This is a genomic window from Aequorivita sp. IT1282, from assembly GCF_058068205.1.
Map to the genome: position 1 here is coordinate 290,368 of NZ_JBYRHR010000001.1, position 24,731 is coordinate 315,098.

Annotated in this window: 22 protein-coding genes, 1 tRNA gene and 1 pseudogene; 11 read left to right on the top strand and 13 right to left on the bottom strand. The window is 35.8% G+C overall.

All coding sequences use genetic code 11. The features are described 5' to 3' along the window. Nucleotides 1-264: 264 nt before the first annotated feature. The 3 genes from AC3RVG_RS01435 (at nucleotide 265) to AC3RVG_RS01445 (ending at nucleotide 1,730) form a co-directional block, all read left to right on the top strand. Nucleotides 265-486 carry a helix-turn-helix transcriptional regulator gene (locus tag AC3RVG_RS01435; protein WP_489689647.1) on the top strand — a complete coding sequence of 74 codons (222 nt, stop codon included), beginning with the start codon at nucleotides 265-267 and terminating at the stop codon, nucleotides 484-486. Further along, complete coding sequence (locus tag AC3RVG_RS01440; protein WP_489689648.1) at nucleotides 473-805, top strand: HipA N-terminal domain-containing protein; 333 nt, start codon at nucleotides 473-475, stop codon at nucleotides 803-805. The genes AC3RVG_RS01435 and AC3RVG_RS01440 overlap by 14 nt, the downstream gene beginning before the upstream one ends. Nucleotides 806-896: 91 nt before the next feature. Continuing rightward, nucleotides 897-1,730 (top strand): HipA domain-containing protein, encoded by an 834-nt coding sequence (locus AC3RVG_RS01445; protein WP_489689649.1) that lies wholly within the window; start codon nucleotides 897-899, stop codon nucleotides 1,728-1,730. A 1,426-nt stretch (nucleotides 1,731-3,156) separates the two neighbouring features. Here the strand turns inward: AC3RVG_RS01445 and AC3RVG_RS01450 are convergent. Continuing rightward, the gene (locus tag AC3RVG_RS01450; protein WP_489689650.1) at nucleotides 3,157-4,143 is read right to left on the bottom strand and encodes an SIMPL domain-containing protein; all 987 of its coding nucleotides are present in this window, start codon (nucleotides 4,141-4,143) and stop codon (nucleotides 3,157-3,159) included. Nucleotides 4,144-4,301: 158 nt separating this feature from the next. On the opposite strand from AC3RVG_RS01450, the gene AC3RVG_RS01455 reads away from it, so the two are divergent. After that, on the top strand, nucleotides 4,302-5,162 hold the full coding sequence (locus AC3RVG_RS01455) for a hypothetical protein (protein WP_489689651.1): 861 nt from the start codon (nucleotides 4,302-4,304) through the stop codon (nucleotides 5,160-5,162). Between the two features lies 1 nt (nucleotide 5,163). After that, complete coding sequence (locus tag AC3RVG_RS01460) at nucleotides 5,164-5,709, top strand: hypothetical protein (protein ID WP_489689652.1); 546 nt, start codon at nucleotides 5,164-5,166, stop codon at nucleotides 5,707-5,709. 610 nt (nucleotides 5,710-6,319) lie between these two features. Here the strand turns inward: AC3RVG_RS01460 and AC3RVG_RS01465 are convergent. Further along, nucleotides 6,320-6,631: pseudogene (locus AC3RVG_RS01465) on the bottom strand (pyruvate kinase alpha/beta domain-containing protein); the annotation flags it as partial. Between the two features lie 326 nt (nucleotides 6,632-6,957). On the opposite strand from AC3RVG_RS01465, the gene AC3RVG_RS01470 reads away from it, so the two are divergent. The 3 genes from AC3RVG_RS01470 (at nucleotide 6,958) to AC3RVG_RS01480 (ending at nucleotide 11,327) form a co-directional block, all read left to right on the top strand. Continuing rightward, complete coding sequence (locus AC3RVG_RS01470) at nucleotides 6,958-8,319, top strand: zinc metalloprotease (protein WP_489689653.1); 1,362 nt, start codon at nucleotides 6,958-6,960, stop codon at nucleotides 8,317-8,319. A gap of 10 nt (nucleotides 8,320-8,329) precedes the next feature. After that, complete coding sequence (locus AC3RVG_RS01475; protein WP_489689654.1) at nucleotides 8,330-9,745, top strand: T9SS type A sorting domain-containing protein; 1,416 nt, start codon at nucleotides 8,330-8,332, stop codon at nucleotides 9,743-9,745. A 205-nt stretch (nucleotides 9,746-9,950) separates the two neighbouring features. Then, nucleotides 9,951-11,327, top strand: a complete 1,377-nt coding sequence (locus AC3RVG_RS01480) for a T9SS type A sorting domain-containing protein (RefSeq protein ID WP_489689655.1) — start codon at nucleotides 9,951-9,953, stop codon at nucleotides 11,325-11,327. Nucleotides 11,328-11,960: 633 nt separating this feature from the next. Here AC3RVG_RS01480 and AC3RVG_RS01485 read toward each other — a convergent pair. Then, nucleotides 11,961-13,184 (bottom strand): site-specific integrase, encoded by a 1,224-nt coding sequence (locus AC3RVG_RS01485; RefSeq protein ID WP_489689656.1) that lies wholly within the window; start codon nucleotides 13,182-13,184, stop codon nucleotides 11,961-11,963. A 250-nt stretch (nucleotides 13,185-13,434) separates the two neighbouring features. Beyond that, nucleotides 13,435-13,519: transfer RNA gene (locus AC3RVG_RS01490), tRNA-Ser, on the bottom strand. 190 nt (nucleotides 13,520-13,709) lie between these two features. Between AC3RVG_RS01490 and AC3RVG_RS01495 the strand changes: the two genes are divergently transcribed. Beyond that, nucleotides 13,710-14,348, top strand: coding sequence for an NAD(P)H-dependent oxidoreductase (locus AC3RVG_RS01495; protein ID WP_489689657.1), 639 nt, complete (start codon nucleotides 13,710-13,712; stop codon nucleotides 14,346-14,348). Nucleotides 14,349-14,444: 96 nt separating this feature from the next. Next, the gene (locus tag AC3RVG_RS01500) at nucleotides 14,445-15,638 is read left to right on the top strand and encodes a DegT/DnrJ/EryC1/StrS family aminotransferase (RefSeq protein ID WP_489689658.1); all 1,194 of its coding nucleotides are present in this window, start codon (nucleotides 14,445-14,447) and stop codon (nucleotides 15,636-15,638) included. Here AC3RVG_RS01500 and ribB read toward each other — a convergent pair. Then, entirely contained in the window at nucleotides 15,635-16,783 is a 1,149-nt protein-coding gene (gene ribB / locus AC3RVG_RS01505; RefSeq protein WP_489689659.1) for a 3,4-dihydroxy-2-butanone-4-phosphate synthase, read from the bottom strand. The genes AC3RVG_RS01500 and ribB overlap by 4 nt on opposite strands. A gap of 159 nt (nucleotides 16,784-16,942) precedes the next feature. Here ribB and AC3RVG_RS01510 point away from each other — a divergent pair, with 159 nt between their 5' ends. Beyond that, on the top strand, nucleotides 16,943-17,317 hold the full coding sequence (locus tag AC3RVG_RS01510) for a GxxExxY protein (protein WP_489689660.1): 375 nt from the start codon (nucleotides 16,943-16,945) through the stop codon (nucleotides 17,315-17,317). 88 nt (nucleotides 17,318-17,405) lie between these two features. On the opposite strand, the gene AC3RVG_RS01515 is transcribed toward AC3RVG_RS01510, so the two are convergent. The 8 genes from AC3RVG_RS01515 to AC3RVG_RS01550 form a co-directional block, all read right to left on the bottom strand. Continuing rightward, a complete protein-coding gene (locus tag AC3RVG_RS01515) occupies nucleotides 17,406-19,412 on the bottom strand; it encodes an LptF/LptG family permease (protein WP_489689661.1) in 2,007 nt (668 codons plus the stop codon). Nucleotides 19,413-19,420: 8 nt separating this feature from the next. After that, nucleotides 19,421-20,059 carry an outer membrane lipoprotein periplasmic chaperone LolA1 gene (gene lolA1 / locus AC3RVG_RS01520; protein WP_489689662.1) on the bottom strand — a complete coding sequence of 213 codons (639 nt, stop codon included), beginning with the start codon at nucleotides 20,057-20,059 and terminating at the stop codon, nucleotides 19,421-19,423. Between the two features lies 1 nt (nucleotide 20,060). Further along, entirely contained in the window at nucleotides 20,061-22,418 is a 2,358-nt protein-coding gene (locus AC3RVG_RS01525; RefSeq protein WP_489689663.1) for an FtsK/SpoIIIE family DNA translocase, read from the bottom strand. Between the two features lie 94 nt (nucleotides 22,419-22,512). Then, entirely contained in the window at nucleotides 22,513-22,872 is a 360-nt protein-coding gene (locus AC3RVG_RS01530) for a diacylglycerol kinase family protein (protein WP_489689664.1), read from the bottom strand. Beyond that, on the bottom strand, nucleotides 22,872-23,372 hold the full coding sequence (gene tpx / locus AC3RVG_RS01535) for a thiol peroxidase (RefSeq protein ID WP_489689665.1): 501 nt from the start codon (nucleotides 23,370-23,372) through the stop codon (nucleotides 22,872-22,874). The genes AC3RVG_RS01530 and tpx overlap by 1 nt, the downstream gene beginning before the upstream one ends. A gap of 145 nt (nucleotides 23,373-23,517) precedes the next feature. Beyond that, nucleotides 23,518-23,766 (bottom strand): DUF6952 family protein, encoded by a 249-nt coding sequence (locus AC3RVG_RS01540; RefSeq protein ID WP_489689666.1) that lies wholly within the window; start codon nucleotides 23,764-23,766, stop codon nucleotides 23,518-23,520. After that, the gene (locus tag AC3RVG_RS01545; protein WP_489689667.1) at nucleotides 23,747-24,061 is read right to left on the bottom strand and encodes a thioredoxin family protein; all 315 of its coding nucleotides are present in this window, start codon (nucleotides 24,059-24,061) and stop codon (nucleotides 23,747-23,749) included. The genes AC3RVG_RS01540 and AC3RVG_RS01545 overlap by 20 nt, the downstream gene beginning before the upstream one ends. Before the next feature lie 3 nt (nucleotides 24,062-24,064). Continuing rightward, the gene (locus AC3RVG_RS01550; RefSeq protein ID WP_489689668.1) at nucleotides 24,065-24,700 is read right to left on the bottom strand and encodes a peroxiredoxin; all 636 of its coding nucleotides are present in this window, start codon (nucleotides 24,698-24,700) and stop codon (nucleotides 24,065-24,067) included. Nucleotides 24,701-24,731 lie beyond the last annotated feature (31 nt).

Genomic DNA, 24,731 nt, shown 5'->3' on the forward strand with positions numbered 1-24,731 from the left:
TTTTCCGTAATGGGTGGGTTTGCGTTTGCTTTATATTTGTGAAAACACCAACGACCCTGGATGGTGCAAGCTTCTCGCCCGTGATTTTCAATTTTTATGGCTCTAAAAAACACACTTATTTTATGTAGCTGTTTATACTATAAAAACAATTTTGGCAATAATCTTTTATATGGAATAGCATATAATACATTTTATTTCCATTCTATTGTATGTAATTACATATAATTTGATATTTTTGTTTAAATTTATATTTAATTACATATAATGGAAGAATTAGCAAATTTTGTAAAGAATAGGCGAAAAGAGGCCAATCTTACTCAAGAAGAGTTTGCCGATAGGGCAGGAGTAGCTTTAACGGTGATCCGAAAAATCGAACAAAACAAAACGAATTTGAACCTTGAGAAAGTAAATCAAGTTTTAAAGATGTTTGGACATAAACTTATGCCCGTTAGTTTTAAAGATATAAAAGAAAATGAGACAAGCTAAGATATTATATAACAACATTTATTGTGGACTGCTGACGGAAACTGATCATGGAGAATTCACATTTAAATATCATGAAAATTATATAATAGATTTTCCGGATCAATTTATAACATTCACTATGCCAGTTAGAAACGAAGCGTATAAGGATAAACGGTTATTTCCGTTTTTTGAAGGATTGATTCCGGAAGGATGGTTATTAAACATAGCATCAAAAAACTGGAAAATAAATACCAATGATAGAATGGGACTATTATTGGCATGTTGTCAAAATTGTATAGGAGCTGTTAGTGTGGAACCAATAAATGTGAAAGATGAGTAAGTGTTTATACTGTTATAACGAAGTTGCTTCAGGAAATGATTTTCACATAGCATGCAGTCTCTCTTTTTTTGGAGTTGAAAAAGCTCCGAAAATGGAATATACTCTCGATGAAATATCAGTATTGGCGCAGCAAGTTGTTGAACGCAGTATTTCTGTTCCAGGAGTTCAGCCTAAACTTTCTATGTCATTTAATACGGAGAACAAAAAGGATCATCGACTAACGGTAGTGGGGGCTTTAGGTGGAAATTACATTTTCAAACCGCCATCAGAAGATTACCCTGAAATACCAGCCAATGAACATTTAACAATGAAAATAGCTCAATTATTTAATATTCATGTTGTACCGCATTCCCTTATAAGATTAGCTTCTGGTGAGTTATCCTATATTACAAAACGTGTAGATAGAAATGAGGATGGTTCAAAAATACATATGATTGATATGTTTCAAGTAGTAGAAGCATTTGATAAATATCGGGGTTCCATGGAGCGAATAGGTAGTGCAATTCATAAATATGCTGATAATACCTTTCTAGATATCCTTCGTTTTTTTGAATTAACTGTTTTTAGCTATTTGACAGGAAATAACGATATGCATCTAAAGAATTTTTCGATGCTGAAAACGTCATATGGATGGGCTTTGTCACCTGCTTACGATTTACTGAATGTAGCGATAGTAAATCCACAAGATACAGATGAACTGGCATTGACAATTGCGGGTAAAAAGAAAAAAATAACTAAAAAAATCCTCACGGAATTTGGAGTGGATTTAGGTTTAACCAAAAAACAAATAAATGGAGTTTACAAACGTTTTGTTGATTTGAAAGAAGATGCTATTGTCTTAACCAAAATATCTTTTTTAAGTAAGAATATGCAGCGCAATTATATTGAACTTTTATTGAACAGATACCAGTCTTTAAACGATTGACCTTGTGATTAATTGTTACCTAAATACCCCTTAGCTTGCGAAAGCGTCCTCGCCCGTGGCCTCTACATAGTTTCATCTCACGAGAATATGTTTTGCCTATCCATAGACTAAGATTACTTAAATAGTTTAATAGTGCCTATCACTTATCATAACCCATATTTGCAAGAAGTATTTGGACTTTTAGAGTTATTATGTATTGTTAGTCTTGATGGGTAGGGGTGTTAATCCTCGGCCTGTGGGCTTAGAATAGGTTCGTTGTCAACCTGAGATTATAGGCGTAACCGGTGCCTTGATCAATTATATTCATTTCAACATCCTCAATAGAAAATTGAGAACATACATTTTCCTGTATTACGTTACTAAATTTTTTGATTGCGTTAAAATGTTTTTATTTTTCATTTTAAATTTACACTCCCAAGTCATTCAATCATTAGCCTACAAAAATAAAATAGTTGCTAATTATGCCCCAACAAAATGCTACTAGCCCCGATCTGCTAGTTTCAAGTTTTATTAAATATGCTATGCTGCTAATCATGGGAATATCATTGTCCCTCGCTATAGTTTCTATTATTATATATTCGACATGTTAGAAAAGTGATTGGGCCAATTTACTATGATTATATGGCCATTGCCCTCGTTATAATTAATAGTATTACATGCTTAGAAAAATTCATTTATGGATTCCTTAAGCGGGTATAATTAGCTTCCTTAAAATTAGCATCAAACTATCTCGGAATTGACTTTCTTTTGCCATTAGCGAGATAGGGAGCCAAGATCATCTTCAATCAGGAAACTTGTATAAAAGATGGAAGAACTATAATAAGTATTTTAACTATGAAAAAACAGTTGTATAGTTCTTTTAGGATTATCAGTTACATTTGTATAACTATATCAGGATTTATTCTTTAACCTGTATAGTTATTTTAGGACGGGTCAAAGCCTAGGTTCACCCGTATATAAGGCTAGTATAAGGCTACTATAAGCCTACTATATCCCATAGATAACGTTTTTTCTGTACGGAAAAGTAGGAGGGGAGTAATTGGGGATAAAAACCTTCGTTTGGCGTTTACCTGCACTGAGCGGAGCCCAAGGATAAAGCGTATCTATTTATTTTCGCATTTCTAATGCCTTTCTGTGCCTTCATCAAAAATCATTAAATTTGGTATTCTCCCTTTGGTCACCGTAGCCTCGAGCGAGATGAATCATTTTAAAAGCCCACTCTTATGGTTTTCCGTAATTGGTGGGTTTTTAAAATGAACAATTGACAATTAGACTATTGGATTTTTAGATTATAGCTTAAAGCTAATTTTGTCATATTCCCAACTCAATTTGCTGGGTGTTTCGGTTTTCCGTAATGATTGTATTTCACTTTAATTTATGAAATTACAGCATTGGTTTTTCGGAAAGTGACATTCCTTTAGGATTCTTAAACTACCTTTTTTAAATCGACTAATTTAAGTTCCCCATTTGGGGTGATAATATAAATTTCTTTCTTTGGATCTTCTTGTGCTTTCTTTTTATAAGTTACAGAAACCTGCATCACAAATTGTAAACCCACAACAGGAGTGTCTGCGTTGGTTATTTTATCAAAATTATCGGTTGGCAGGCTGTTGTAATAGAAGCTGTTTGATTTGCGAAGTTCTTCTTTTAAAACAACTTCATTAGACCTATAATAATTGTTTAAATAAGAAATATCCGATGTTTCAAATGCCTGAAATTTCTTGTATTGTGCTGCAGGTTGTATATTAGCAAATTCAATATTAAGTATCGGGTCTGTCTCCCAGTCACTGTTTTTATGGGGAATGAGTTTTTTACGGTTCGCTACTATTTTCATTGCGTTTTCAAGTAGTTCATTATATATGGCGTCTATTTCGGAGGAATGATACGTTACTTTAATAATATTGTGGATGTCATATTCTGAAGCAATTTCAACCAAACGGTCAAAAACTAAAATATCATCCACTTTTAAAATGATGTTTTTCTTGATTTCAAAACCACCTTCCACCTGATTGATTTTGGTTTGGTTTTGGTTTTTCTCCGTCACATAACCATATACTTTAGTTTGGGTTATAAAATCCACATACATATCCTGTTCATGTATTCCAAGGGATTTAATAGCATTTTTAAAACTGGATATTCGTTGATTTATTTTTGAATTACATATTTTAACCGTGCTCCCTTCCTCGTTTAAACCCAGTGTTATGACAAAAGAAGTGGCCTTAACATTTTTAAGCAGATTGACATTAAACTGCATACTTTCATTAGTCAAAAGCACTTTTTTAGGGTTATTAGACAAATGCAAATCGACGTTTTGATACTGGTTGTTTGTGTTTCCGTAAATTTGGTTTCCTGAAATTTGCGCAAATCCCATTTGCGCTAAAAGAATACATATTGCTGTGATTTTGGTTTTCATGATTTTGTGTTTTTTAAATTAGACTACAAGAGTACAGCACATGAAATTCAAAGAAACAGCACAACCACTTTCTATGTGCTGTAAACATTTATCTATACATTTACAGTGGTTTTACTGTGGTTTTTTATGAGTTACTTTTTACTTTTGAACTTAATTTAATGCGAGATCTGGAATTGTTTTACCGGTTGAAGGAAAAGGTGCTTGTAGCATACCGCGACTGCTATCCATTTTATCAAGGGGACTGGAAAAGCTTTGGTTCGCGCGACATCCAAAACCTAATAGATGCCATAGAGAATAAAACGCGGCAAACCATCAGTGAAAAGTGGATATATACCCATTTAAAACCCGAAACCAATGAGAAACTCCCCAGAAAAGATATGCTCGATATCCTTTCCCGATTTGTGGGCTACACCGGGTGGGATGAGTTTACGTTCCAAAAGCAGGAAGACTTTAATGGTACAGTAAAAGGGCGTTCCTTGCTTTGGGTTTGGGTTGTTGCAGGGATAGTGTTAGTGGGTATAATCGCTTACGGAATTATACAGAATAGTAGGGTTGTGGATACTAAAACAGAACCCTCGGAAGCCATTGAAAAACCGATTTTGGAAACCAAAGAATCTAAATTGAATGAAAAGGAACCGGATAGGGAAACTCAAAACAGCACGAATGTTCCGTTTAAAGCGAAAGAAAAAGAGAACGGGATTCTTAAAAAGCAAGGAGAAAGGAATGGAATAACAGAACCCTTTCTCGGGCCCGAAGATTATACCATGATCCTGAAAGCATTTATGCTATCAGACACCAAAGACTGGGAGACACGGAAACAAAAGTTGGATAAAATATTGTCCCCTGATCTGGAAGTGATAGTGATTTTGGGAAATAATCTGGGTGCGGAGTATTTAAACAAAACGGAGTTTGCACAAAAACTCATCCTGCCAACCGCCTCAGTCAGAAAAATGAAAATAACCGATTTACAAACCGGCACCAATAACCAGGTGCGGTTTATAAGGATACAACAGGAATAATATGTGGCAAAAGCTCTTTTTAACGATATGCATAGGGACATCGGGAATACTGTTTTCACAAGATTCCGGTGTGCGGGGTGCCATTGCCATGGAATTCCCTGCACCTTCCATCGCGGCATATCAGGAGAGTTCACAGACCAAAATTTATGATTTTTACAATTATCTGGGCCTGCTTACCACCCCAGAATTATCGAATAACCTCAAAACCCAAATACGGGAAAACATTTATACACTGTTCAAGGATACCAACATAAATATCCCAGACCCAACCTCTGAAAACCCAGATAAAATAACTTTACAACAATTGCTGGATGCCATGGAAAAGCACAGCAAAACCACCTTTATCGTGGTTGGCATGCAATCGTCCCCCGTTACTTTTGAGGATTATTGGGTAAATACCTATACGCTTGAAATAAAAACAGGCACTCAAAAAACAACCAAAAGTCTTCAGCAAAAAATATACTTCCACCCGGAGCAAAAGACGTTTGGCAGCACCACCAAAGAGGTTTGGACCTTGAAGTTAGGGGAGGTCTCCACATTAAATTAATATATGGGTTGCTTAGAGATTTTTATAGAAACTATAAACAATATTTATGCCTCAAAAAAACCATAATGTAACTGCTAAAGTAAAGTAATATGAAAATCACACACATATTTCTATTTTTCCTATTGCTAAATAATAGCGCTCAGGAATCCCACTAACGCGCTTTTGTAAAGCGTGTCTATTTGTGGTTGCATTTGTAATGCCCTTCACAACTTTTGATACCATCAAAATAGTTATATTTGGTATTCTCCCCAATATAAAAACCCACTCTTACGGTTTTCCGTAATGGGTGGATCTAAGCTTGACTTATTTGAATTAAAAGAATAGTTGCACACTTGTGCGACATGTCTTTTCGTATATACTCATTTTAACAAACGCAAAAGGCTGTAATTCAACAGCAGTCTATCCGAAACTAATTCAGCTTCTAATGTCTGACTTTTCATTTGAAATCTCTTCAACATTAAGCGTCCAACACTTACAAAAATTTCTTCCTCGAAAACGTACTGAGGAATTGGTAAATCACAAAGGTAATTCCCAGACTATTTGCTGCCGTCAATGCTTAACGCAACACGCAGATGAGTTTGTTCAGAAAATAATTACAGAATAATACTTTCTACTTCACCTGTGAAATCCTTAAGGTATTTACCATTCCCTTATCTACAATAGGCATAGCCGGAAGGTTTATTAAATAGTCGCCTTTGTGCACATAGCCTTTTTCAATAGCAATTATATTTACATCGTCCACGGTTTCTACAGTACTTACATATTTATCTTAGTAAAACGCTTTTACGCCCCAAAGTAAATTTAAACGGGCAAGAATAAGTTTGATTGATGTAATGGTTAAAATATACGCCTAAGGACGCCAAGCGGAAATCTGAAAGGATCTTTAGCCGTTGTTGGTAATTGTACAAATGGCTTCCGATTCATACTAACATTTATATACTCGTTTTTTTTAAAAGCACTGGAGTTGGGATATTTCTATTGACATCATCCATTTGTTAACTTCTCTATGCAATTTAGAATAAATATATTATGTATTTACTAAGATAATTAAATTAAATATTGGTTGTTTATCGATAAAAAAACGATAATCACCGATTATAGATAATTTTTATTTATTTTTAGATTCCTCCCCAGTTATTTAGAAACCTAATTTTCTCAATTATTGTTAAACTAAATACTGTTTTTATGAAACCAACCAAACTATTTTTCAAATTACTTTTTTGTACATTTATGTTAAATGTATTTTTTATGAACGCACAGATAGATAACCAAGAATGTGTCGTTATCGAAAATGGAACCGACCCTGCAGGAATATACAGTTATTCCACAGACATTGCATCCCTAGCAAATTACGAACCTGTTGTCTTTAACGTAAAATTTTGGGGTGTCAATTATCCCAATGGCGATACCGATTTTTATAATAGATTCCATGATTCCCTACAAGCAATAGCCAATCTTAATATTCTCTATAACCCGTTTGGTATTTTCTTTAAGTTTCGTGGTTTTGAGGAATTTAACAGTCCTGTAATCACAAATGATCCGACAGGGTATTATGTTTTAGAGACCATATCCCAATTTCACTCAATGGTCAATTGGGCTGCTGCCAATGGTTATAAAGATGTAAATGCCTTAAATGTATATGCTGTTGGATGGATGGGTTTTGCGGGCGGTTTAGCATATAGGCCAGGTTTCGTGTGTGCTACAAATTCTGGTCCAGGCGGATTGGCAGGTAATAATGCAGTACATGAAATTTCTCATAACCTAAATTTAAAACATACCCACTCTTTAAACGAGCATACCACCCGGGACCGCAACAACCTATATTTTAATGCAACCACAGCGGGGGATGAAATAGTGGATACCAATGCAAATAGCGGTTTTTATGACTCCAGTTGTGGCTGTACTCCCTATATTGATTCCAATTGTGAATATTTTGGTACTGAAACGGATGAGTTAGGATTTGAATACACAATAACACATGAGGATGTCATCAATATGATGGGTGATGCCTATGGTGGATGTTCAGCGCAGTACTTAACCATAGGGCAGGCCATCCACGTTCACGAAAAAATAGCAACCGGATATTATAATGCGGCTCTTACCAATGTGGCTTCACTTTACGAGCCTTATGCCGGGGAATATTTTGACCCAAACAATCCAAACGACCCATTATACAAACCCTTGTTTCAGCCTGGCTTTGACTATCGGTTTTTTGAATGTGATTGCGACTGTCCCGAGCCTGCCCCTTATGAAGATATTTCGTTTACCTATACACAAAATATAATCAAACAGGTAAGCAAATATGAAAGTGATTTTAGCACCATCTACCACCCAAACCATTCCGCAATAGGTATTAAAATTGAGAATAATCCTGTTTTTTGGCCACAACCCCGCAGATGTTATGACAACCCAAACCGTAGGCCAATAGGGGGTAGTTTAACAAGATTTAATGATGATATATTTAATGCCAATGTTACAGTGACCCCAAAGGATTCACTCGGGATAAACAGTCCAAATTTAGTAAATGAGCTGGACCCCGGTCTTTACAAAATTGATAAGATTTATGAGGAAGGGAATACGGAACAGGATATCATATTCAAGCAAGATTAAAAATCAAGAAATGGCTCCTAATAGAAATAGAATAGGGGCCGTTTCTTTTATTACAAAAGACATGAAATATTTTTTATTGACCATAATGTGCTTATTTTATGTTGATGCATATAGTCAATTTGGTCCCCAACAAATAATTACTCAAGCTGCAGATGGCTCCAAATGGATTATTGCTACAGATATAGATGGCGATGGGTATAAAGATGTAGCTTCTGCAAATCAGTTTGGGAGTAACCTCACATGGTATAAAAATCTGGACGGGCACGGAACCTTTGGTCCTGAGAATATAATAGCAAGTTTAAACCAGACCTTTTTTATATCTGATGCAGATATTGATGGCGATGGTGATATGGACGTTATGGCCGTATCTTTTGCACAAGACAAGATAGTTTGGTATGAAAACTTGGACGGGCAGGGCAATTTCAGTGTCGAAAATATAATTTCCAATACTACCGACGGCGCATATTGTGTGGTTGCGGGCGATCTGGACGGTGATGGTGATATGGATGTAATCTCAGGTTCCGATTTTTCAGGGTTAGTATGGTATGAAAATTTGGATGGACAGGGGGATTTTTTTAAGCACCTTATTGATAATAATGTTTCGGGCACTCGTTCGATAGTAGTAATAGATGTGGATGGTGACAGTGACTTGGATATTGTGGGAAATAGTACTGCTCCTAATAAAACCTATTGGATTGAAAACGTGGATGGTCTCGGTACTTTTGGTGCGCCCAACTCTATATATGAGATGGGGCAATATGTAACCAAAGTTATTGCAGCAGATGTGGATGGTGATGGTGATACGGATGTGCTTACAGCATCTTCGGGAGATAATGAAGTAGCTTGGTTTGAAAACCTGGACGGCCTAGGCAACTTTGGCCCAAAAAATACGATAACCAATACCTTGGTTGATGCCTGGACGGTTTATGCAGCCGATTTAGACAACGATGGGGATATGGATGTATTGGCAACCAATGCCGAACCTTTTGGCGGAGAAATTGTCTGGTTTGAAAATCTGGATGGGCAAGGAAATTTCAGTGCAAAAAAAACAATCAGTACCCAAGTGCAATCGCCCCGCTCGGTAATAGCTGCAGATATAGACAACGATGGCGATATGGACGTGATTGCCTCTTCATTGGTTGACGACACAATAGCTTGGTATGAAAATTATACCATTTTGAGGGTTGAGGAGAACCAAATTGACACCATTAAAATCTATCCAAACCCTACTGAAGGTTTACTTTATATAGATTCTAAAACCGAAAGTATTATAGGCACTACCGTTTTTGATATATTGGGTAAAAAAGTTTTTCACGTAGATGGAAATATCCAGCAACTTGATATTTCAAACCTTCAAAACGGGATGTATTTCTTCAAAATAACAACCCATACTGGTTCTTTTGAGCAAAAAATTATAAAGGAATAAAATCCTTACTATTTCACCTGCGAAACCCGCAACGTATTCACCATTCCTTTATTATAGAACAATTGGAGCCTGGACTTTACAAAATTGAAAAAATTTATGAGGAAGGGAATACGGAGCAGGATATCATATTCAAGCAAGATTAATAAAACCAAGAAATGGCTTCTATTGAAATAGAATAGGAGCCGTTTCATTTATACCAAAGGCCATGAAATATATATTGTTGACCATAATGAATTTGTTTTGCGTTAATATCTATTGCCAATTTGGTTCGCAACAAATTATTTACGTGAATAATGGGCTGGTAACTAGTATTTTTACTGCTGATATTGATGGGGGTGGCGATATAGATGTAGTATCGGGTGCAAGAACAGGTACTTTTAATATTGCTTGGTTTGAAAATCTTGATGGCTTGGGAAATTTTGGAACAGAGAATATTGTTGAAAACAACCTTTTTGATGAAGTGTATTCAATATACTTAGCAGATTTAGACAATGACAATGACATGGATATCCTAATAACGGCAATTTCATCAGATAAAATATTTTGGTATGAAAATCTTGATGGGTTAGGGAATTTTAGCGATCAAAAAATTGTAAGCAATCAAGCGGATGGAGCATTTTCTGTTATTGCAGCAGATATTGATAACGATGGAGATATGGACGTACTATCAGCTTCCGAATTTTCAGGTTTGGAGTGGTACGAAAACCTTAATGGACAAGGAAATTTTAGTGGCGCAAAAGTTATAGATAATACTATTGGCACTCCACGTTCTATTGTAGCGGCGGATATAGACGGAGATGGCGATCTAGATGTTTTGGGCAATGGAACAGGATCTTTAAAAGCTAATTGGCTAGAGAATATGGATGGGCTAGGAAATTTTGGAACACGCCATGTAATCAATAATGCAGGAGGCTATTTAAATGAGATTTTTGAAGCTGATGTTGATGGAGATATGGATATGGATGTTTTTTCTGTATCACCTTTCGATAAAGAAGTTACCTGGTATGAAAACTTAAATGGCCTTGGCGATTTTGGCTCAAAAAACATTATAACCAATACTTTTGAAGAAGCTTCGACGCTGTATGTTATAGATTTGGATAATGATGGCGATAATGATGTGCTTGCAATGGGAGGAGGGATATTTGACGGCGAAATTGTATGGTTTGAAAACCTAGATGGGGCAGGGAGTTTTAGTGTAAAAAAGAGTATCAGTACGGAGATGCAATTTCCCCGTTCGGTTATCGCCGCAGACCTTGATAACGATGGGGATATGGATGGGATCTCAGCCTCGCAAAACGACCATAAAATAGCTTGGTACGAAAACATGACAATTATGGGATTTGAAGAAAACCTATTAAATAATCTGGAATTTTATCCAAATCCTACAAAGGGATTGATGTATATAAGCACAAAAACTGAAATTATTATTAGTTTAACTGTCTTTAATATTTTGGGTAATAAAGTTCTTCAATTAGATGGAAATATCCAAAAATTGGATATTTCAACGCTTCAAAATGGTATGTATTTTTTAAATATAATAACTGAATTTGGAGATTTTGCACATAAAATTATTAAGAAATAAAATATTTCTGGACCGTCTTTTCAACATATTAAATTGGCTAAATATATATTTATAATTGCATGTGCTTATTTAAATCTTAAGAGAATAGCATAATTTGGACCGTAACGAATTATCTCTACGGAATCCCTATTGCACGCTTTTATAAGGCCTGTATATTTTTTATTGTAATTGAAATGAATACCACTGACGCGCTTTTGCCAAGCGTGACTATTGGTTTTCATTTGTATTTTCACCTATATAATTTTTATATAAACAATACGCTGTTTAGATGAATCTATGTGCTCTTCAAAATTATGAATGTATAGTTCAGGGTGGAAGCATGTATTGTTAAGGTTGGAAGCATGTATGGTTTATGTACCTTTTATGCTACTCGAGTGCTACGTTTATGCTAGTGTTTCCCTACTCAACCCCTAGTATCATACTACTTTCTTAAATTTTTAATTGTGATATTACGAGCGCAGCGTGGCAAATCGGAGATTCAACGTAGTTATTCTCTCGAAGCTGTAAACGAATGCGAAGTTTTTCACCGAATAAGAGCATCTAAATAAGGAAGCAATTGATAAAGGTCAGATGCAGTTGCTAAAATTGTTCAAAGCAGTCTTTTTTAAATATAGAATCCTCAACTATATCGAACTATGTGAAAGCATTAGACAGTTTATCCTTCAACATCAACATATCATCACTAACTTTTCTATCTAAAATTTTGGCATAATGTTGTGTTGTTTTGAGAGATTTGTGCCCTAACATTTTACTCACTGATTCAATCGGCACTCCGTTAGAAAGTGTGACGGTTGTTGCAAAAGTGTGACGTGCCAAGTGGAAGGTTAGATTTTTATTGATTTTACACAAATCTGCAATTTCCTTTAAATAAGCATTCATCTTTTGATTGCTTAATACTGGCAATAAGAGATGATTCTTTTGAATTTCTGAATCTTCTGCGTATTTTTCCAATATAGACGCAGCAGTCGGTAGAATTGGGATGTTACTTCGTGTATCTGTTTTAGAGCGATTTATTTTTATCCACTTTCCACCATCGATTCCAATAACCACATTATTTGAAGAGAGCTTTTTTACATCAGAGTAGGCTAATCCAGTAAAACAACAAAAAATAAAAATATCCTTAACCTGGTCTAATCTTTCAGTGTGAAGTTCCTTTTCTACCATTGCCTGAATTTCTTCCACAGTAAGAAACTCTCTATCAACTATTTTGAGTCTAGCTTTCCAACTGGTAAATGGATCTTTGGCTATCCAATCGTTAGCGTATGCAATGCGGATTATTTTTTTAAAATTAGTAATATATTTTATAGCTGTATTATGGGCGCAATTTCGGGTTGTTTTAAGATAATATTCGAAACCGGTTATAAACTTGTGATCAACGTCAGTAATAGGAATGTCCTTTACCTTATACACCTTTAAAATATAATCTTTAACATGCTTTCTTGCCGTTTTATAACGCTCTGCGGTACCAGCAGCAAAATCTTTACCAATTAAGTTATCTACTTTATCATTATGCTCTTGAAATATTTCTAACAGCATTCTGTGAGACTTATCCTTGCCGAGATAAAGAGTTTTTATTCTTTTTGCTGTGATCAAGTCTCCATTTTCAGTTAAATTTTCTTGAATCCTGTATATTCTACTCTGTATGGTGTTCATATACCTATTCAATTCCTGGGCTTCAGACGCCGTACCCTTAATTTTTCCTGCATCGGAATTCCATTTTTCTAATAATACTTTGCGTTTAATACTAAACTCACTTCGTTTCCCATTTACGGTAATTCGAGCGTAAATAGGGGCTTTACCGTATTTATTGACATCATTGCCCCTAGGATAAAATAGTATGGAAAAGCTGGATTGCATAGGTGCGTACTTTTTATTTACATTAAATGTACTAAAAAAGCTTATAACAAAAAAATGTTTAACATCTGCAAAGTGCTGTTTAATAGTACTTCACGGCTCATTCGGTGCGTAAAATAGAGTAGCAAAAACACGCACCGAATGACGCTCTTTTAAATTGATATTGAATACTATTTTTTGTTATTGAAGAAAATGAAAAAACCCGATAAACATTGTGTTTATCGGGTTTTAGTGAGATTTGATAATCTCTAAGCGGAGAAAGAGGGATTCGAACCCCCGGAGGTGTGACCCTCAACAGTTTTCAAGACTGCCGCATTCGACCACTCTGCCATTTCTCCAGTGGTATGCGTGCTCTAAGCATTTTGCTTAAGAGGTTGCAAATATAAAAAGCTTTTTTAAATATTCTAACTCTTTTTACAATTAAATTTTTATAAAATTATAAGTCATTAATAGAAGGTTGTTTACTTAAAAATAGGCATTCATACTTTTATCAGTATTTTTGTGATAAATACAAATTCAATCAAATAAATGTCTTCAAACACAATTGAAAAACTACAATGGCGATACGCCACTAAAAAGTTTGACGCGTCCAAAAACCTTTCAACAGAAAAGTTGAATATTTTAAAAGAAACATTCAATCTTACAGCTACCTCTTTTGGTCTGCAGCCTTTAAAACTGGTAGTTATAAGTAATACTACATTAAAGGAGCAGCTAATGCCGTTCACTTACAATCAACCGCAAGTGCGCGATGCTTCGCACGTTTTAATTTTGTGTATTGAAAAGAAAATCAATGAAAATTTTATTATAGATCATTTTAATAGGGTAGCGGGTACACGTAAAACGCCACGAAATGTTTTGGAACCTTTTGAAAAAAATCTAATCGCTTCTTTCACCGAAAAAGATGCTGCCGAAATTCGCGAGTGGATGATAAACCAGCTCTATTTAACTTTAGGAGCGCTTTTAACCGTTTGTGCGGTCGAAAAAATAGATGCGTGCCCAATGGAAGGTTTTCAACCAGAAAAATACGACGAGCTACTGGAGCTGGATAAAAAAGGACTGGAATCTATACTCGTATTACCGGTTGGTTATCGCGACGAATCAGACTACTTTAAAAGTCTGAAAAAAGTTCGCCGAGGTGTTGATGAACTTACTATTGAATTTAGTTGATATTTTTAGAATTTCAATTTTTATTCCATTACACAACTGCTACCTTTGGTGCACATCTATTATTCATTCTACATTAATCATTAAAAATTCAAAACAATGCCCGGATTTGAAATTTTCGGCGCCGAAGAGCGCAAGCAAGTAAACGACGTATTAGAATCTGGTGTTTTAATGCGCTATGGTTTCGACGGAATGCGCAATCACCATTGGAAAGCAAAAGAATTTGAAATCGCTTTTGCAAAGCGAATGGGTTCTGAATATTGTCAACTAGTTTCTAGCGGAACAGCGGCACTAACAGTTGCTTTGGCATCTGCTGGCATTGGCGCAGGCGATGAGGTTATTATGCCTACATTCACGTTTGTTGCAAGTTTTGAATCTATTTTGGCTTTGGGAGCTGTGCCTATTTTAGTGGATATTGATGATACATTAACCTTAGATCCAAAAGCTGTAGAAGCGGCAATTACGCCAAGGACCAAATGTATAATGCCTGTACATATGTGCGGCTCTATGGCAGATTTAGGTGCCTTGAAAGCAATTTGTGATAAACACGATTTGCTGCTTTTAGAAGATGCTTGTCAAGCAATTGGTGGTACTTATCAGGGAAAAGCTTTAGGAAGTTACGGCGATTTAGGGTGTTTCTCTTTCGACTATGTAAAAACAATTACTTGCGGTGAAGGTGGTGGCGTTATTACTAATAACGAAAAGTATGCATTGCATGCAGATCACTACCAAGACCATGGACACGATCATGTTGGCAAGGATCGCGGGGCAGAAACACATCCGTTTTTAGGGTATAATTTCAGAATTTCAGAATTGAATGCTGCAGTTGGAGTGGCGCAATTAGATAAATTAGACGGAATTTTAAAAACACAAAAGGAAAACTATACAATACTTCGCGAAGCTTTAGAAACCGTGGACGGCGTTACTTTTAGAAAAGTGCCAGAAGGGGGAGAAGAAAACTATTCATTTTTAAGTTTCTTTCTTCCAACGGAAGAATTAACCCAAAAAGCTCATAAAGCGTTAGCTGAAGCTGGTGTAGATGCCTGTTTTTATTGGTACACCAACAACTGGCATTATATAAATGGTTGGGAGCATTTACGAAACTTAAAATCGCTGGGTAACCTTTCTTCTGAAGTGAAAAGCCAAATGCAGGATTTAGACAATACCGATTTCTCAAAAAGCGATGCTGTAATGGGACGCACTATTTCGTTATTAATAAAAATTGGCTGGACCGGAAAGCAAGTACACGAAAGGGCAGAAGCAATGAAAAATGCTATTGCATCGGTGCTTTAGTAGCTTACGTATTCTTTAATTTCTAAACCATAACCAATCATTCCTACGCGTTTGGTTTGCTCACTATTAGAGATAAGCTTTATTTTATGAATTCCTAAATCGTGAAGAATTTGTGCTCCAATACCAAAATCTTTGCTGTCCATTTCAATACGCGATGCTTTGGCAATTTCGTTTGGTTTTTGGGCTTCTTTCAATTCTTTTAAGCGACTTAAAAGATTCAGAGATTGACTTTGTTGGTTTATGAAAACAATGGCGCCTTTTCCTTCGTTATTGATTACGTTAAACATGTCGTCTAACTTTTGTTCGGCGTTATTTGTAAGCGTTCCTAAAATATCGCCATTTACTAAGGTTGCATTAACGCGAACCAAAACTGATTCGTTTTCTTTCCAAGAACCTTTTGTTAGTGCAATATGAATTTGGTCGTTTGTAGTTTGTTTATAAGCACGAAGTCTGAAGTCTCCAAATTTTGTATTGATTTTGAAATCTTCCTTTTTTTCAATTAAAGAATCGTGCTCCATTCTATATTTCACCAAATCTTCAATAGAAATAATTTTTAAGTCGAATTTCTTCGCAACTTTCATCAATTGCGGCAAGCGTGCCATGGTTCCGTCTTCATTTAGAATTTCAACCAAAATTCCGGCAGGTTTAAGTCCAGCCAATCGAGCTAAGTCAATTGTAGCTTCGGTGTGGCCAGTTCTTCTTAAAACGCCACCTTCCTTTGCACGCAGCGGAAAAATATGTCCAGGTCTACCTAAATCATTCGCTTTTGTAGTATCATCAACCAATGCTTTAATGGTCTTTGAACGATCGTGAACCGAAATTCCCGTTGTACAGCCGTGACCAATTAAATCTACCGATACGGTAAATTGCGTATGGTGAAGCACAGTGTTGTTTTCAACCATCATATTCAGGTCAAGGTCGTTACAGCGATCTTCGGTTAATGGAGCGCAAATAAGGCCTCGGCCATGAGTAGCCATAAAATTAATCATCTCTGGCGTTACCATTTCAGCGGCGGCAATAAAGTCTCCTTCATTCTCCCTGTTTTCATCGTCAACGACAATAATTATCTTTCCATTGCTAATATCTTCAATGGCTTCTTCAATAGTGTTGAGTTGAACGGAATTTTCTTTTTCTGTGGAAATCATAGTTACAAATATGTGGTGCAAAGATATAAGAAACGTCCATAAATAGCCATTTCAAACGAGTATAGTTTGTCTATAATTAGAGTTATTAATTTTCACTAAATTTAAGATGAAGAATTAACCACAAAGTTCACAAAGTTTGAAGCACAAAGGACGCCAAGTATGGATGAAAATCAAATTTCTAAAAGTGTTATAGGTTTAGCTATAGATGTGCATAGAGCTCTAGGCCCAGGTTTGCTAGAAAGTGCGTATAAGGAATGTCTTTTCTACAAGCTTAAACAAGCTAATTTAATTGCTGTAAAAGAAAAACCAATGCCATTAGTGTATGAAAATGTTAAATTGGAAGTTGGCTATCGAATTGATATTTTAGTTGAAAACAAAGTTGTTATCGAAATTAAAAGTGTTGAAAGTTTGAACGATGTTCATATGGCGCAAATCTTAACTTATATGAAACTAGGAAATTATAAATTGGGATTATTAATTAATTTCAACGTTGCTTTACTGAAAAATGGACTAAAAAGAGTAATAAATTCTTAGTGCACTTTGCGTAAAATCTTTGTGACCTTTGCGGTTAAAACACTGCTTCCTTTTGGTATTTTGCTACAAATATTTATTAAAGAATAAATTAATTTATCATTTGTAATTCTTCTTTCATTTTCTTGATATAGGTAAAGTGAAGGAATACATAAATGATGGGACCAAGTAACATGAATGCCATCCATAGTCCAGTATCTTGTTCTTTGCCTACAACTTTATAGAACTTTGAACTACTTAAAAGTGCCTTCACAACTAAAATATAAAAAACAATCAGCGAAATGAGTTGACCGATTTGAAAGATATTTTTAAGTGTCTCGGATATAGTAGAATCAATATTATTAAAGATAATCATTCCTAAAAGACAAATAATAGAAACAAAGTATGCAATTAATCCTTTTATTGAAAGATTTGTTGAGGATTTATAATATTGAAAAGCGTCAGAATATTTTTTATTCTCGAATTCACCACTCATTTTAAGCTCTAATTCAGAATATCCTTTCAAATTTAATTGTTGTAATGCAGCATTTCTTACTTCTTCCGAATAACCATATTGACGATAATTTTTAACGACATCCTTAAGTTGTGTCTCATTTCTAGACAATACGAAGGCTTTTTCTTGTTGTGTAAGTAAAATAGCTATTTCACCATCTACAATAGCGGCATCTGTAGTTTTTTTCCCGAAAAGCTTTAAAATACGCTGTAAAAAAGTATCAAAATCGAAAATACCTTGGTCTGTTGTGGCGCGATAAGTGAGCCAAATGCTTAGCGGAAGCATAATAGCGGTGCTTAGCCAAGTTGCAATAAAGGGATGCATCGTGCCATCTTCAGCGCTGTTTTTGGCGAATATGCCAATAAAATGATAGGTTAAAAAAAGTAAGATAGCGATAACCATTGGTAAGCCCATTCCGCCTTTGCGGATAATGGCTCCGAGTGGGGCTCCTACAAAAAACAGTATAATACAGGCAACGCCAAGTGAATATTTTTCGTGGAGCGCAATCTCGGTTTTGTTTAATCTTTTAGTTTTGTTTTTGAATTCTTCCTTCTTGGCATCTACCGTTTGTAGCGTTCCTTTGGCGTTATTTAATGCAAGTTTTATAATCTGCATTTGTTGTGCGGGTTTGTAAATATCAATAATAGAAGCAATGACAGGGGCCTTTACCGTATCATTAATTTTATTTTCTTTGAATTTTTCTACACCACTGCGGTAGTACATATTTTTAGTGTAGCTCTTAATATCTGTTGTATAACTTTCTGAAAGTGAATCGATTTCAACGTGCAATTCGCTAATATTATACATGTTCTGATTGTTCAGATCGTTTTCCTTGTCTACGTCTTTATTATTCAGTTCTGTAAGGTCAATATTGATGGAGTATTCGTCAAAATAGCTCTTTGCGAAAGGATTTCCTTTTTGTTTACCAGGATTTTTAGACTGAATTTCTTCGTAATAATTACCTTCTTTCAAAATTAAAGAAAGTGTATTACTGCCTTCTTCGCTAGCAAGTTCGCCGTTATTCGCAATTATAACAGTGAAATTTCCATTGGGTTTATCTTTATTCTTTTTATGAATAACCACATCTTTCAAAAACTGGTCACGATCGCCACTTTTCTCTTCAACCTTTATATTGAACATATCTCCAATTTGGCTGAATTGCCCTTCGGAAATAACCATAGAAGGCTGAAACTGCGAAATATTTCGTCGCAAGTTCTGCCATTTGTATTCGGAATAGGGGATAACGTTGTTTGCAAAGAAGAAAGCTGTAATAGACAATACGCTAATGAAACCGATTACGCTTCCCATAGCACGCTGCAGCGAGATTCCAGTAGATTTCATTGCGGCAAACTCATATTTCTCTGCAAAGCTTCCGAAAACCATTAATGAAGTAACCAAAATGGTGAGTGGCAGTACTAACGGAATCAATCTAGGGGAGACGTACCAAAGAAATTTTAGCACAATCCAAATATCCAGATCTTTTCCGGAAAGTTCAGAAATGTAGAGCCAAATTGTCTGAAGGACAAATATGAACATTAAAATAATGAAGACGCTTAAAAACGTCTTCAAATAACTTACTAATATGTACCTGTCCAGTATTTTCACTTACGCGATTATAGCTTATTTATGTAGTAACCGTCTTTTTTATATTTAGCCTCGTCAAAAGTAAACAAGGTTTTAGAAACAGGTTGATTTGTTTTAAAAGAATTTACGGTAAGTGTGTATTTAGTGCCTTTGGCATCAGTCTGGATAAGTTTGTAAATGTGTTTTGTTTGCACATCAATACCTAACAGAATATCTTTTATCTCTGCTTTTGAGTCGATGGGCATAAGCTTTACATACTGTATTTTTCTTCCCTTCACGTTTTGCTCGATGTCCATTTTGTATGTGTAACCATTTTCATAAAAAGTCAACATTTTTGAAGGTGTAATATCTTTATCGTCCTTCGGATTATACGCTGAAATTGTTACTTCCTCATCTTCGGGAACAATCGTGTAGATGTTTGTTCCGTCAAAAATGCGGGTAGTGCCAAGCATATTCAAAACATATTTATCGCCCTGCAGCGTAACATCGCCGCGGGTTTCCTGGTTTACGTTTTCTTTGGTATTGTTTAAATTGTATTTAAAATCGATAGAAATGTTCTCGTAGCTTTTTACTTTTGCAGAGACTTCTTTCAGTAATGTTTTTGCATCCTGTGCCTGTGAAATCGTGGTAATAAAAAGAGCGATTAAAATTATACTTAGTTTCTTCATTTTAATTATCATTAAGTTCGTTATCTAATAGTTGATGTAACGCGTCAATTGTTGGAACTAAAACTTGCCGTGCCTTGCTTCCCTCAAAAGGGCCAACAATTCCAGCCGCTTCCATTTGGTCAATTATTCTACCTGCCCGGTTATACCCCAATTTCAGTTTTCGCTGTAATAATGAAGCAGAACCTTGCTGTGCAATTACCAATACTTCTGCGGCGTCACGGAACAGTTTATCGCGTTCCGATATGTCAATATCAAGATTTGTGCCACCTTCTTCACCTACATATTCTGGCAATAAATAAGCATCTGGATATGCTTTTTGCGAACCAATAAACTCTGTAATATCTGCCACTTCTGGAGTGTCCACAAATGCACATTGAATTCGTGTTAATTCGTTCCCTTGTGTATAAAGCATGTCTCCTCGACCAATAAGTTGATCGGCTCCAGAATTATCCAAAATAGTTCGTGAATCAATTTTACTTGTTACCCTAAACGCAATTCTCGCTGGGAAGTTTGCTTTTATAATACCAGTAATAACATTTACCGAAGGTCGCTGCGTTGCAATTATTAAATGGATACCAATTGCTCGTGCTAGCTGTGCCAAACGTGCTATTGGCGTTTCCACTTCTTTGCCGGCAGTCATTATCAAATCTGCAAATTCATCAATAACAAGAACGATATACGGTAAAAATCGGTGGCCTTCGTTGGGGTTTAGTTTTCGGTTTTTAAACTTGGTGTTGTATTCTTTTATATTTCGAACCATTGCATCTTTCAGCAGATCGTAACGCGCATCCATTTCAATACAAAGTGAATTCAAGGTATTGATAACCTTTGTAACATCCGTAATTATTGCTTCTTCGGTATCGGGCAATTTTGCCAAATAATGACGCTCAATTTTGTTGAAAAGCGTAAGTTCCACCTTCTTTGGGTCTACCAAAACAAATTTTACTTCGGCAGGGTGCTTCTTATATAAAAGTGAAGTAAGTACGGCATTTAAACCAACCGACTTTCCTTGTCCTGTGGCACCAGCCATTAACATGTGAGGCATTTTTGCAAGATCGACCACAAAAGTTTCGTTGCTAATGGTTTTTCCAAATGCGATTGGAAGTTCCATTTCAGCATTTTGAAATTTAGCCGAAGCAATTACCGAACGCATTGAAACAATCTTCGCATTCTTGTTCGGCACTTCAATACCAATGGTACCGCGACCAGGAATTGGCGCTATAATTCGAATTCCTAAAGCAGATAGCGAAAGCGCAATATCATCTTCAAGATTTTTTATTTTTGAAATTCGGATACCGGCGTCGGGCACAATTTCATAAAGTGTAACCGTGGGGCCAACCGTAGCTTTAATATTGGCTATACCGATTTTATAATTGTTGAGCGTTTCAACAATTCGGTTTTTATTTTCCTCTAACTCCTCTTGGTCTATGGTTATTGCGGCACCAACGGTGTGGTCCCGAAGTAATTCTATGCTTGGGAATTTATAGTTACTCAGATCCAGTTTTGGATCGAATTCGCCAAAATCTTTCACCAACTTGTCGCTTAAATTCTCAATTTCTTCCTCCTCAACAGTCTGTTCAACTTCCATTGCTACATCACCTTCCACATCAGATTTCAATATTATTTTTTCAACTACAGGTGGTTTGGGTGTAACTTTTTCTTGGATGGAGTGCTTAGATAAATCGTCTTCGCTTTCTATAACTACTTTCTTTTCAGAGATACTTTCATTAACTGTATCTGTCTTTTCATTGGTAGTAAATTCAGAAGCTATTTGTTCTTTCGTACTTCTAAAAGCGCCAATTGCCATTTCTGGGGTTAACTTGAGTCTTACAACTAAATAAACAATTAGAATGAAAACCATAATCAGCATTGTGCCAATCAATCCTAAATAGTCCTGCATAAAATCGTTGCTTTCGAAGCCGATAATACCACTAAAGAGGGTTGCCGATCCACCGAAGAAGCCTAAGAAAATTGATGTCCAAAGCATTAATAACATTCCCCAAAACCAATATTTTAGTAATTGTTTCTTGGCATAATCGAAGAAATAATAAATCCCGGTTAGTGTAACAAGAAATGCGAGAATAAAGGCAGCAATCCCGAAACCGTCGTAAATGAAGAAATGTGCTGTGTTGGCGCCAAATTTATTGAGCCAATTTTGAGTAGGTAATTTGCGTTCTGCTAAATTTCCAATTTCACTTTGGTCCGCTTGCCAAGTAAAAAAGTAGGAAACAAAAGAAAATAGAAGCGCCAGCCCTAATAAAAACAAAAAGCTACCTAAAAGAATTTTTTGTTGTTTGGTTAGTGTAAAGCTTAATTTTTTGCGCGGTTTTTTGGTGGTTGTTTTTTTCTTTTTGGCCATTAACGGAACGGTTGTCTTTTCAGCAAAAATACAAATATCAATGAGGAAATTTTCAAATTACAAAAAACAAATTCTAAATAAAATTTTAACACGTTTAGAATTTAGGAAAATAGATGATGCAGCCTATAATTATGGCTGTAATTGCTGCGAAGAAAACTGCCCCAGCAGCTACATCTTTTATAAATCCTATCTTGTTATGAAAATCTGGATGTACAAAATCGGCTATTTCTTCTGCGGCAGTATTTACGCCTTCAATACTCAAAACGAGCCCAATTGCCAAAATTTGAAACATCCATTCGGTTGTGGAAATTTCAAAGTAAAATCCAGCAAAAATCATAATAATAGCAATCACAGCTTGAACCTGGATACTTGCCTCGTGCCGAAGTAAAAGAAAAGCGCCTTTGAAAGCATATCGAAATGCTTTAAGTCGCTTTCCTAAAAAAGTATTCCACATTATAAAAGTGGTTTTAATGCCGATAAATAATCTGGCTCTTCTCCAATTTCGGGTACTTGTTGACTATGAATTACTTTTCCGTTTTCATCCAATACTACAACCGCACGCGAGTGAAGACCGCTCAATGCGCCTGTACTCATCTCAATACCATAATTTTTTCCGAAGTTGCCATCGCGAAAATCTGAAAGGTTGGTAACGTTATTTATTTCTTCATCACTCACAAATCGTTGTTGTGCAAAAGGTAAATCTTTTGAAATGCAGAGCACTTTTGTATTCTTGAGGCCCGTTGCCTTCTCGTTAAATTTACGTACCGATGTGGCGCAAACACCTGTATCAATACTCGGGAAAATGTTCATTATTACGCGGGAGCCTTTGTAATCTGATAATTTTTTTGAACTTAAGTCTTGTGAAATTAATTCGAAATCGGGCGCAGAATCGCCTATTTTTGGAAGTGTTCCTACTGTTTCAATATTATTTCCACCGAGTTTTATAGTTGCCATTATTTGTAGTTTTTAAATGAAGCCTAAAGATACGTATATTGATCTGCTTAAAATGCAAACAACTTCTTAAAGAAAAAGTGATTTAAAAGTAAAAGTCCCTTCACAAAATTTGTAAAGGGACTTTTATAAAATATATTCTAGATTTCTATCGGTCTATGGAACCAATAACTTTCTGTGCAAATGCATTAGCTGCATCGCGCTCCGGCATACCGTCTTCAATCATTTTTTGAACTTCTACCGCACCACAAAGGTTGGTGATTAGTTCGCCGATGATATCGAGTTCATCATCTGTAATGCGATTATATTCGCTGTACGATTCCAAAACTTCAATGCAGTTTTCCATCTGCGTCGTGGAATTGTTTTTTTGAATATGTCTAATTACTGGCAACTTCATCTACTAGCTCTTTTAAGAGTTCAAATTTGTTGGTTTGAACTTGGTTTACTAATTCGCCATTCTTGAAAGTTGCGAAGGTTGGCAAATTATCTACATTCGCCATTTTTCTACTTTCAGGAAATTTTTCGGCATCTACCAAAACGAATTTATAACCTTCAGTTTCTGTAGCCAACTTTTTGAATTTCGGTTTCATCACTCTGCAATTGCCGCACCATCCTGCCGAAAATTGAACGATAACGTTCTTTTCTTCAGAAATTAGCTGTTGCAGGCTATCATCTTTTAACTCAACTACCATAATCTAGTTTCTTAAATAAGTCGCTACAGCTTCGCGAGTAGCTTTCATTGCGTCTTTTCCTTCTTCCCAGTTTGCTGGACAAACTTCTCCGTTTTTCTGCACGTGCGTATAAGCATCAACCAATCTAAGGAATTCATTTACGTTTCTTCCCAATGGCATATCGTTTACACCTTCGTGGAAAATTTTTCCTTCTTCGTCAATTAGGTAAGTTGCACGGTATGTTACATTATCACCATCTACCATAAGATGTCCGGTTTCTTCATCGTAACGCTCGTTTGTAATATCAAGAATACCAAGTGCACTAGAAAGGTTGCGGTTGGTGTCAGCCAATATTGGGTAGGTTACACCTTCAATCCCACCGTTGTCTTTTGGAGTGCTCAACCACGCAAAGTGAACTTCGGGCGTGTCGCAAGAAGCTCCGATAACAATAGTGTTTCGGTCTTCAAATTTTGAAAGCGCTTCTTGGAAAGAGTGAATTTCAGTTGGACATACAAAAGTGAAATCTTTTGGATACCAGAAAAGCAATACTTTTTTGTTATTTTTTTTCGCTTCTTCAAGCACATTTAGTTTAAAAGTATCCCCCATTTCATTCATTGCATCTACTGAAATGTTTGGGAATTGTTTTCCTACTAATGACATAATTTTATTTTTTATTTGGGTTAATAATTTT